This window comes from Leeuwenhoekiella obamensis (assembly GCF_055391795.1).
Map to the genome: position 1 here is coordinate 3,169,738 of NZ_AP029251.1, position 10,839 is coordinate 3,180,576.

Here is a 10,839-nt window from a genome sequence, read left to right on the forward strand (position 1 = left end):
AAGTGTATTTTTTAAAAAGCGGAAGGTCTAAGCTTCCTCTGAAAGCGGCAGAGAAACTTTAAAAACAGTGCCTTTGCCGGTGCGTGAAGTAAAGGTAACACTTCCGTTGCAGGATTCCACAATGCTCTTTACCATGGCAAGGCCCAGCCCCATACCACTAGACTTTGTTGTAAACTTAGGTTCAAAGATCTTAGGAGCGTTTTCTTCACTAATACCCGCGCCGTTATCGATCACAAGAATACAAACGCGCTCTGTGTCTTTTTTAACCTCAACCCTTATCTTGGGTTCTTCAACATCTTCAGTGGCTTGTATGGCGTTCTTAACAAGGTTTGTAACCACCCTGATGAGCTGTGTACGGTCAAACTTTGCGATCACCTCATCTGCTTCTGCAAAAAAGCTTATGAACTGCTCATTAAAGATATCTAGGGCCAACTTCACCACATAAGGCACATTGAGCGTCTCTGTTTGCTGGGCAGGCATTTTTGCAAAGTTTGAGAAGGTCTCTGCAATGCTGCTCATAATATCGATCTGTTGTATGATCGTGTTGCTGTATTCTTTCAGTTTTTTGCGAATGTCTGGATCGTCTGGATCAAAGCGGTGTTCAAAGCTTTGCACGGTTAATCGCATAGGCGTTAACGGATTCTTGATCTCATGAGCCACCTGTTTTGCCATTTCGCGCCAAGCTTGCTCCCTTTCGCCCTGAGCGAGTTTAGCAGCACTGTTCTCTAGCTCGTCTATCATATTATTATATGCCTCAACAAGGTTGACGATCTCCTCACTAGAGTCGCTTATCTTAATGCGCTGGTTGCGTTTATCAAGACGGGTTTTTACCATCTGATCGCTTATGGTCTTTAAACTCTTTGTGATATAGCGTGAGAGAATGTACGACAAGCCAATAGCCACCAGGAACATAAACAGATAACCTTCGGCAAGGCGGCGTAAGAACTCATCCAGTTCGCGGGTGATGAACTCATCATTTTCTATATACTGCAAACTCAATATTGCCAGCGGCGTGAACTGTGTATCGTTGATATAGGTAAACGACTGCTGGTAGTCTACACCCTCAATATCTGTGTGTTCTACCCAGCGCTTACCGGGAGAGTTTGAAAGGCTGTTGAGTATGTGTTGCGGGATATGTGCATCTGTGGTGTCTTTTATGAATCCGTCATCAGACTTTACCAGCATATTACCCTGCAGGTCGTAGATCTTAATGGGGATGTCATGCACATTGGCGATGCGGTAGATATCTTTATTGAATTTAAAGATGAGCTCTACATACGATTCTTCTACCGGGTATGTGGTCTCTTCTAATACATAAGCGATCTCCTCGCGTATCTGGTCTTGCTTGCGCAGTAGGCGATCTGTATGATACTCTGTGGCTTCCTCGCGGTATTGATTTACTGATAGCACCCCGATAAGAATAGACGCGCCCAGTATGAGAAGTATCATACTAAAGAAAATACGGGTGCGTAAGGAGAGGTTGCTAAGCTTCATTGAAGGTGTAAGTTATCAAAAACCGAGCCGTTAAGCTTCAGGATTTTTATCTCTTATGCGTTTGTAAAGTTTTATACCTAGCATGAGCAGCACAGCAAGACAGATCAATCCTGCTAATCCCCAGATCCAGTTGGTTGCACTTTTGGTTATAACCAAAAAAACAACAGCAAAGAGAATAAGCGTCGCGCCCTCGTTCCAGATGCGCATGTAGCGGCTGCTGTACTTTACCTCGCCACGTTGCAATTGCTTAAACATCACGTGATTTCTTATATGGTACATAATAAGCAATACCACAAAGCCCAGTTTGATCTGCATCCACGGGGCATAAATAAGCCCGGGATTGATATGAAACAGGCTGAGGCCAAAAAGTATCGCGAGGATCATAGACGGCCAGGTGATGATGTGCCAGAGTCTTTTTGCCATAAGGCTTAACTGCTTATAGAGTATGCTGCGCTCTGGTTCTGGTTGCGCATGGGCTTCTATCTGGTAGATAAACAACCGCGGAATGTAAAACAACCCGGCAAACCAGGTGATCACAAAGATGAGGTGCAGTGATTTAAGGTATAAGTACATGCTGCAAAGATAGATTGTTTTGTTAGAAGCTGGATGCGGGAAGGGTAACCCTCCGACCTCGTGCCTCGGCCACCTCCCTTTTACTTCGCTTCGCTTGTAAAAGGGAGGAGCTTTTTTTTGGTTCTAATGATAATTAGAACAAGTAAAAGCTCCTCTCTTCGCCAGAAGCATGTGCTGAGCTTGTCGAAGTAAGGGGAAATGCATTGCGATGCAATGCGAGGGGAGTTCGCGTGAAAAATCTTATTTTTAATCAATTAAGGTTTTGAAAAAGAAGAACATACATACACTTAAGTTCCTCAAAGAATACCGGGCAGAGCTGCGAAAAAAGATGACTCCGGCAGAGGCGTTTTTCTGGAAACAGGTAAAAGCCAGAAAATTTAAAGGCAAGAGATTTACCCGTCAACATAGTATAGGCACTTACATCGTGGATTTTTATTGCGCTTCTGAAAAGTTGATCATTGAGCTGGATGGTGAAGTACATAATTCGCCCGCGGCACAAGAATATGATGCTAAACGCACCGCATACCTTAGTGATCTAGGCTTTACCGTGCTGAGGTTTAAAAACAAAATGGTTTTTGACGCTCTGCCTTCTGTGCTTATGGAGATAGAGGAGCATTTTAGGAGCTAGGGAACCCTCCGACCTCGTACATCGGCCACCTCCCTTTTACTTCGCTTCGCTTGTATAAGGGAGGAGCTTTTACCTGTTCTAATAATAATTAGAACAGGTAAAAGCTCCCCTCTTCGCTAGAAGAGGGGAAATGTTTTGCTTTAGCAATGCGAGGGGAGTTCACTTTGCACCATATTTCTTTTTCTAGTAGTTGGTTTTACCGTACTTTTGCTCTGTTTAAAATCAATCTAAATTAATTTTGGGCACTTCTCTTGCACATCTTAAGCGTGGCGAAAAGGCGATAATTCAAGAATTTGAGATCGAGTTTGTACCGCTTAAACTACTCGAAATGGGTTGTTTGCCAGGCAACGAGGTAGAACTCGTGCAAACCGCACCCTTTAAAGATCCCATGTATCTTAACATTAATGGGAGCCATGTTGCTATACGTAGAGAAACCGCCTATCACATAGGGATTGAAAAAATTACTCCATGAGCAAACAATTAAATGTTGCGCTCATAGGAAACCCCAATACCGGTAAGACTTCTGTTTTTAACCGGTTAACCGGCCTTAATCAAAAGGTGGGTAACTATCCAGGGATCACCGTTGAGAAAAAAGAGGGGATCTGTAAACTGGATCGCGGGGTTAAAGCGCACATTTTAGACCTTCCCGGTACATACAGCCTTAACGCCAGCTCGCTGGATGAGAACGTGGTCATTGAGCTACTACTTAATAAAAATGATAAAGACTACCCAGATGTTGCTGTGGTAGTGAGCGATATAGAGAACCTTAAGCGCAATTTGCTGCTGTTTACACAGATCAAAGATCTTAAGATCCCAACTATCTTGGTGATCAATATGGCAGATAGGATGGAGCGCAAGGCCATCACACTAGATGTTGAGCAGCTAGAAGAAAAGCTCAACACAAAGATCGCTTTGGTGAGTTCGCGTAAGAACACCGGCTTTGAGCGTTTGCGAGAATTGATCGCAGATTATAAAACACTTTCTACAAAGCCTAATGTAGATATCTCGTATATCTCACCTGCATACTTTGAGCGTTTAAAATCCGCTTACCCTAAGCAGGACCTGTACAAGTTATGGCTTGTGATCACACAAGATGTAAACTTCGGTAAGCTAGACCGTAATGAGGTACAAGACATAGAGAGTTTTAAGACAGAGAGTAAGAGCAATCTTAAGCGCTTGCAGCAAAAGGAAACTATTCTGCGCTACCAGTTCATTAATGGGGTGCTTAAAGAGACGTTGAGTATTGATCACGCTTCCGCGAAAGACCTTCGCAGTCGTCTAGACAGAGTGCTCACGCATAACTTTTGGGGATATGTCATCTTCTTTGCGATCTTGTTAGTGATCTTTCAGGCGATATTTAACTGGTCTTCTTATCCTATGGATCTTATCGATATGGCATTTGCCTGGATGAGTGAAACAGTAGATAAAGCAATGCCAGAAGGTGCATTCACAAACCTGATAGCAGAAGGTATCATACCCGGTCTGGGAGGTATCGTGATCTTTATACCACAGATCGCGTTCTTGTTCCTGTTTATTTCTATACTGGAAGAAACAGGATATATGAGCCGTGTTGTATTTCTTATGGACCGCAGTATGCGTAAGTTTGGCTTAAGCGGTAAAAGTGTTGTGCCATTAGTATCTGGTACTGCATGTGCAATACCTGCTGTAATGGCAACCAGAAATATAGAAAGCTGGAAGGAACGCCTTATAACCATACTTGTAACGCCATTTACAACATGTTCTGCGCGTTTGCCTGTATATCTTATCATTATCTCACTGGTGATCCCAGATAAGTTGTTGCTAGGCTTTATAAGTTTGCAAGGGCTTGTGCTTATGGGGCTTTACATTTTAGGGTTTGCAAGTGCCATAGGGGCTGCATGGATCTTAAATAAGATCCTGAAAATAAAGAGCAAATCTTTCTTTGTGATAGAAATGCCAAACTACAAAATGCCGTTGTTCAAGAACGTGGTGTATAATGTGATAGAGAAGACCAAATCATTTGTATTTGACGCTGGTAAGATCATTCTTGCTATTTCTATCGTGCTGTGGGTATTGGCATCTTACGGTCCCGGAGATGCGATGAGCCAGGCGAGAGACGTTGTCACTCAGGAGATGAATAATGGCGCCTTCCCAAAAGAAGACCTTGAGAAACACATCGCTTCATACAAGCTAGAAAATAGTTACATAGGCCACATAGGTAAAGGTATTGAGCCCATTGTACAACCTCTAGGTTATGATTGGAAGATAGGTATAGCGATCGTGAGTTCTTTTGCCGCAAGGGAAGTATTTGTAGGAACACTTGCTACCATTTATAGTGTGGGTAGCGAGGAAGAAGAAACCATAAAAAACAGAATGGCAGGAGAGATAAATCCCGTGCTCGGCGGACCGTTATTTAACCTCGCCAGCGGTATCTCGTTATTGTTGTTTTATGCATTTGCGATGCAGTGTATGAGTACATTAGCGATCGTAAAAAGAGAAACCAACACTTGGAAATGGCCAGCCATTCAGCTGGTATTTATGAGTGGTTTTGCTTATGTTGTAGCTTTAGTAGCTTACCAGATAATAAAGTAAAAAGAAAGAGAGATGATGCAGACAGTTTTAGTGATCTTGGTATTTATTTTGGCAGTAGCCTATTTATTTACAAAATTCATTTACAAACCCGCGTTCTTAAGCGGTAACAAAAAAGGCGGATCATGTGGTGACGGCAATTGCGGTTGTCATTAATCCTCTTGTATCGCCATAACTAGATTAAGCACATAATCTTCCTGAGCGATCTTACCTAATGAAGTTTTGGGATAAGGCGCAACCGAATGTGGAGTTAAAGTAACTTCATCACTGTCAAAAAGATTGATAGCACTCCTTTTCGCGTCAAGCGTGATCTCTTTTGTGCTTATAAGTTCACCATTTAAAAACGTGTCTACCGTAGCTTTTACATTACCCGCCCACACGCAAGTCACGTCTGCAGGGCAGCGGCTATCCACGATCTTCTTAAGTTCTATGCTATAATCGCCTATGGTAATGCGTTTACCCATAGGAGCTTTTACCACGATAGTAGGAGGATGCGCAGGACCTTTAGTTGTTGTTGTATCGCTTTGCGCGAAAAGCACCCCGCCACAAATCATCATAACTGCCAGTAGAAACTTTTTCATAGCTTTTCTTTTTAAGTACTGAAAGTTAATCACATTGTTGCATTATCCAAGACCCACATCAAGCGTCATCATCACCATAAACCCACCGATGAAGCCTAAAGTGGCAAGATCTGTATAATTGCCTTGTTGCGTTTCTGGGATCACTTCTTCTACCACCACAAAGATCATTGCGCCCGCAGCAAAACAAAGCGCGTACGGTAAAATAGGCTCAAAAGACATTACCGCATACGCACCTAGAACAGCCGCCATAGGCTCAACGATCGCAGATAATTGACCGTAGTTAAAACTCTTCCAGCGGCTAAGACCTTGTCTTCTTAACGGCATGGCAACGGCAAAACCTTCTGGGAAGTTCTGCAAACCTATTCCCAATGCCAGCGCCACCGCGCCACCTATCGATGCACCTTCAAAACCGGCGGCAACACCACCAAATAAAACGCCCACCGCAAGACCTTCTGGGATGTTGTGCAATGTGATCGCAAGTGTAAGTAATACCGACTTGTGCCACGGTGTTTTAATACCTTCTTTATCCTGCATCTGGAAGTTTACATGCAGGTGAGGGAGAACCTTGTCCAGACCAAATATAAAACCAGCTCCTAGTGCAAATCCTACCACCGCCGGGATCACTTTCTCAAAACCCTCTCCTGGACTCATCTCTATACCAGGCGCAAGTAAACTCCAGAAACTTGCTGCGACCATCACACCGCCGGTAAAACCCAGCATAGTGTCAAACAGCGCTCTGTTCATTCCCTTAAAGAAGAAAACAAGAGCTGCACCCAGGGCGGTAACTCCCCAGGTAAAAAGCGTTGCATACAAAGCCGCAACCACAGGGTCTAGACTTTCAAAATAGGATACAATTTGGTCCATTGATTAGTTTTTTCTTACGTAAATATTTTCGGTGGCGATATGTGATAATAGAAGTTCGCGATCATCCACCTTGATCGTCATACTCTGGTCAAAACTCTCTAAATGCAATACTTCGATGCTGGTTCCCAGTTCTATCTTTTGTTTTGCGAGATATTTTAAAAATGAAGAAGAGGTATCGTTCACACCTATGCAGGTTCCTGTATTTCCTTTTTTAAGTTTAGAAAGTTTCAGTTTAGCGGTTTCTGGCAGTTTGCCGTCGCTGTCTGGTATGGGATCACCATGCGGATCATATTTGGGCTCACCTAAAAAAAGATCCAATTCTGCGATCAATTTCTCTGAGGTAATATGCTCAAGTTCTTCAGCAACTTCATGAACTTCATCCCAACCAAAGTTGAGTTTCTCTACTAAAAAAGTCTCCCAAAGCCTGTGCTTTCTTATGATCTTAAGCGCATGTTTTTCTCCGTCTTCATTAAGCAAAACCCCTTGATACGGCTTGTAATGCACAAGGTTTTTATCGTTAAGCTTCTTGATCATATCAGTCGCTGAGGCCGGCTTAGTCTCAAGATGTTCAGCGATCGCATTTGTGCTCACGCCGCTAGGATATTCTATTTGTAGCGAGTAGATCGCTTTAAGATAATTTTCTTCAGATAATGTCATTGCTATTTAAGCTTGCCCAAAAATAAAATAATTTTCTTAAATATTATTTTTAGCTTTGCCTAAAAATAAAATTAATTGTTTTGAAACCTTTTAGCGTTCTTCTATTTATTCTCACATCCTTCAGCGGGTTTTCGCAGGAGTTTCGCTTTCGCGGAAGCGTAACTTCTCAAGGCGATGCGCTGCCATATGCTAATATTTTTATTCCTTCTGCAAATAAAGGCGTGACCACGGCAGAGGATGGATCGTTTGTAATGACCTTGCCTGCGGGTACTTATGAAGTGCGTGTTTCTTTCGTTGGCTTTAAGCCAAAAACTCAAAAAATCAATCTCAATACAGACCTGAAGGTTGATTTTGATCTTGAAGCAGCTTCTAATCTTGATGAGGTTGTGGTTTCAGGAACGATGAAGCCCGTGCTGCGCTCTGAAAGTCCTGTGCTGGTGGAGATTTATAGTCAGTCGTTTTTAAGAAAAAATCCAACGCCCAATATTTTTGAAGCCTTACAGAATGTGAATGGCGTGCGACCGCAGATCAATTGTAATGTGTGCAATACGGGCGATATTCACATCAACGGATTGGAAGGTCCGTACACTTTAGTTTTGATCGATGGGATGCCCATTGTGAGCGGCTTGTCTACGGTTTACGGACTTTCGGGGATTCCTAACGCGCTCATTGACCATATAGAAATTGTAAAAGGACCCGCGAGTTCGCTATACGGTAGTGAAGCCGTGGGCGGACTTATCAATGTCATAACAAAATCTCCTGAATCTGGTGATACTTTTGTTGCTGATGTGCGGGCAAATAATTGGCAAGAATTCAACACCGATCTTTCTTTTAAGACTAAAGTAAGTAAAAAGGCGACTTCTTTGCTGGGCGTGAATTATTTCAATTATCAAGATCCTAGAGATGACAATGGCGATAATTTCACTGATCTTACGCTGCAGGATCGCATTTCGATATTTAATTCGTGGAGTTTTCGCCGAAAGGCAAACAAGAAATTTTATGTTGCTGGGCGCTTTTTTTATGAAGACCGCTGGGGCGGCGAGATGCAGTGGACGCCGCAATTTCGCGGAGGCGATAGTATTTATGGTGAAAGTATTTATACCACGCGTTACGAATTGCTGGGCAAGTATGAGTTGCCGGGTGTTGAGGATGTGGCGCTGCAATTTTCATACACAGACCATGACCAGAACTCGGTTTATGGCGATGTGCCGTATTTAGCAAAACAACGCATAGGCTTTTTGCAGGCTACCTGGAATAAGTCACTAGGAAAACATGAAATGCTTTTTGGCACGGCAGGCAGGTATAATTTTTACAATGATAATACGCCGGCTACAACTACTGAAGATGAGGTTGTGATTCCTTCGGTTTTTGTACAGGATGAATGGAAATTTAATGCAAAAAGCAACCTGCTCCTGGGCGCACGTTATGATTATGATAGCAGGCATGGGAGTATTTTTACACCGCGACTGGCGTATAAATATAGTTTTAATGATGAGCACAGCTTCCGGCTAAATAGCGGCACGGGTTTTAGAGTTGTGAATCTTTTTACAGAAGACCATGCGGCACTTACCGGTTCGCGCAATGTGGTGATCCTAGAGAATTTAAAACCAGAGAAGTCCATTAATGTAAACCTTAATTACCTCGGGAAAATCTATTTGAAGAACATGTTTTTCACCTTGGATGCTTCGGCTTGGTACACCTATTTCACTAATGCTATTCTACCTGATTATGACACTGATCCTAACCAGATCATTTATAAAAACCTTGACGGAAAAGCTATAACACAGGGTATAAGCGTCAATATGGATTTCAACCTTTTAAATGGTGTGACGGGCAGAGTAGGAGCGACTTTTCAAGATGTAAGCCGTGAAGAAAACGGTATAAAACGAGACCAGATCTTAACCGAAAGTTTTATGGGTGTCTGGGCGCTAAGCTATGATTTACAGGCCTTAAACCTTAAAATTGATTATACAGGAAATGCGTATGGCCCCATGCGTTTGCCACTGCTGGGTGACTTAGACCCGCGTGAGGAATATTCACCACTTTATAGCATACAAAATATTCAATTTACCTATGACGGTTTTAAGAACCTCGAACTTTATGGCGGGGTAAAAAACCTCTTAAACTGGACGCCTAACCGAAACAATCCCTTTATCATCGCGCGCAGCAGCGACCCGTTTGATAAAAACGTGACGTTTGACAATGCCGGTAATGTGCAACCCACCGCAAATAATCCGTATGCGCTAACTTTTGACCCAAGTTATGTTTATGCCGCAAATCAGGGCATACGGGGATTTATCGGGCTGCGGTATTCTTTTGATTGATTACTGTATCAACGCATAAGCGCCACTTGTTAAGAATTGCTTTGAAGCATCAAGGTCCTGAGCATTCTTGATTTCGGTAAAGCCATTTTCTGTAACTCCCGGTTCAATGACAACGCGTTTAAAAGTATAACTGTCACCTTCTTTTTTCTCTAGCGCTAAAGCGAAATGATTCCCGTTGAGTTCAATAACAGCCTCGCTGGGTAATGCCATAGATTCATATTCATCTATAAGGATTTTTGCCTCTACAAACATCCCAACAGCAAAATCAGGATATGCTTTGCTTTCAGCAATGTGGCCATGCACTTTTATGGTTCTGCGTGGCTCATTGATCGTATTCCCTAGAAGGTGAACTTCTCCTTGATAGGTTTCTTTAGAAGATTCTGGGATTTTGAATTCTATCTTTTGCTCTTTAGCGATTTTCAACATATCCTTTTCAAAGACATTTAACTCCAGGTGAATATGCTCTGTATCAATAATTTCCATGATATGGTCAGAAGGATTCACATAGCTTCCGCGCGAAACTTCTACATGGCTAACCTTCCCGGTTATAGGTGCATAAATAGCGACCGTAGAACTAATGTTGCCAGCAGCCACCCGTTCTGGACTCAGACTTAGCATGCGCAGCTTTTTCGCTAAAGCGTTAACTTGAGAATTGGTGCGCTTGTAATCACTCTCTGCTTTGAGGTAATTTTTCTGCGAAGTGATTTTCTCATCATACAGCGTTTTTTGACGCTCATATTCACTTTTGAGATAATCTAACTGCGAAACACTCTCAGCATACTGCTGCTGCAGCTCAACATACGCCGGGTCTTCTAGCACGGCAAGCAAATCGCCACGCTTCACATAATCGCCTTCTAGCAAAGGATTTTTAACGATATATCCACCCATTACTGGCGAAACTATCGCTCTGTTCTCTGGTGGCACATCGATGCTTCCAGTGGCAGTTACACCAGCGTTAAAGGCTTTTGTTTCCATTTTGCCCAGTGCAAAATTCATTGCGTCAAATTGTGCTTGAGTTACCGTATTTGCCGCAACTTCTGCAGTTTCGGTTTCAGGATTCTCTGCGGTTTCAGGCTCATTTTCTTTACACGAAAAGAGCGTTAAAAATCCTAGTGTGATGATTATATATGTTGATTTCATGATGATTTTT

The 10,839-nt window shown here is 42.7% G+C and carries 11 protein-coding genes; 5 read left to right on the plus strand and 6 right to left on the minus strand.

Features of this window, described 5'->3' with window-relative positions; genetic code table 11:
• Positions 1–27 precede the first annotated feature (27 nt).
• Together ACZ5L8_RS14065 and ACZ5L8_RS14070 are read right to left on the minus strand one after the other, a co-directional pair.
• The gene (locus tag ACZ5L8_RS14065; RefSeq protein ID WP_464438307.1) at positions 28–1,494 is read right to left on the minus strand and encodes a sensor histidine kinase; all 1,467 of its coding nucleotides are present in this window, start codon (positions 1,492–1,494) and stop codon (positions 28–30) included.
• A 30-nt stretch (positions 1,495–1,524) separates the two neighbouring features.
• Positions 1,525–2,067, minus strand: coding sequence for a CopD family protein (locus tag ACZ5L8_RS14070; RefSeq protein ID WP_464438308.1), 543 nt, complete (start codon positions 2,065–2,067; stop codon positions 1,525–1,527).
• 262 nt (positions 2,068–2,329) lie between these two features.
• Here ACZ5L8_RS14070 and ACZ5L8_RS14075 point away from each other — a divergent pair, with 262 nt between their 5' ends.
• From ACZ5L8_RS14075 to ACZ5L8_RS14090, 4 genes are all read left to right on the plus strand, one after another.
• Positions 2,330–2,695 carry an endonuclease domain-containing protein gene (locus ACZ5L8_RS14075; protein ID WP_464438309.1) on the plus strand — a complete coding sequence of 122 codons (366 nt, stop codon included), beginning with the start codon at positions 2,330–2,332 and terminating at the stop codon, positions 2,693–2,695.
• A 238-nt stretch (positions 2,696–2,933) separates the two neighbouring features.
• Positions 2,934–3,167 carry a FeoA family protein gene (locus ACZ5L8_RS14080; RefSeq protein WP_462599999.1) on the plus strand — a complete coding sequence of 78 codons (234 nt, stop codon included), beginning with the start codon at positions 2,934–2,936 and terminating at the stop codon, positions 3,165–3,167.
• The gene (gene feoB, locus ACZ5L8_RS14085; protein WP_464438310.1) at positions 3,164–5,266 is read left to right on the plus strand and encodes a ferrous iron transport protein B; all 2,103 of its coding nucleotides are present in this window, start codon (positions 3,164–3,166) and stop codon (positions 5,264–5,266) included. Before ACZ5L8_RS14080 ends, feoB begins: the two co-directional genes overlap by 4 nt.
• Positions 5,267–5,281: 15 nt before the next feature.
• Positions 5,282–5,419, plus strand: coding sequence for a FeoB-associated Cys-rich membrane protein (locus ACZ5L8_RS14090; protein WP_464440964.1), 138 nt, complete (start codon positions 5,282–5,284; stop codon positions 5,417–5,419).
• On the opposite strand, the gene ACZ5L8_RS14095 is transcribed toward ACZ5L8_RS14090, so the two are convergent.
• The 3 genes from ACZ5L8_RS14095 to ACZ5L8_RS14105 are packed head-to-tail and all read right to left on the minus strand — an operon-like array spanning position 5,416 to position 7,365.
• The gene (locus ACZ5L8_RS14095; protein ID WP_464438311.1) at positions 5,416–5,844 is read right to left on the minus strand and encodes a hypothetical protein; all 429 of its coding nucleotides are present in this window, start codon (positions 5,842–5,844) and stop codon (positions 5,416–5,418) included. The two genes, ACZ5L8_RS14090 and ACZ5L8_RS14095, sit on opposite strands and share 4 nt — an antisense overlap.
• A 42-nt stretch (positions 5,845–5,886) precedes the next feature.
• Positions 5,887–6,708, minus strand: coding sequence for a ZIP family metal transporter (locus ACZ5L8_RS14100; RefSeq protein WP_464438312.1), 822 nt, complete (start codon positions 6,706–6,708; stop codon positions 5,887–5,889).
• Positions 6,709–6,711: 3 nt separating this feature from the next.
• Positions 6,712–7,365, minus strand: a complete 654-nt coding sequence (locus ACZ5L8_RS14105; RefSeq protein WP_462599995.1) for a metal-dependent transcriptional regulator — start codon at positions 7,363–7,365, stop codon at positions 6,712–6,714.
• Between the two features lie 80 nt (positions 7,366–7,445).
• On the opposite strand from ACZ5L8_RS14105, the gene ACZ5L8_RS14110 reads away from it, so the two are divergent.
• Positions 7,446–9,689 (plus strand): TonB-dependent receptor, encoded by a 2,244-nt coding sequence (locus ACZ5L8_RS14110; protein ID WP_464438313.1) that lies wholly within the window; start codon positions 7,446–7,448, stop codon positions 9,687–9,689.
• Here the strand turns inward: ACZ5L8_RS14110 and ACZ5L8_RS14115 are convergent, their stop codons facing one another.
• Positions 9,690–10,829 (minus strand): efflux RND transporter periplasmic adaptor subunit, encoded by a 1,140-nt coding sequence (locus ACZ5L8_RS14115; protein ID WP_464438314.1) that lies wholly within the window; start codon positions 10,827–10,829, stop codon positions 9,690–9,692. It abuts the gene before it with no gap.
• Positions 10,830–10,839: the final 10 nt, after the last annotated feature.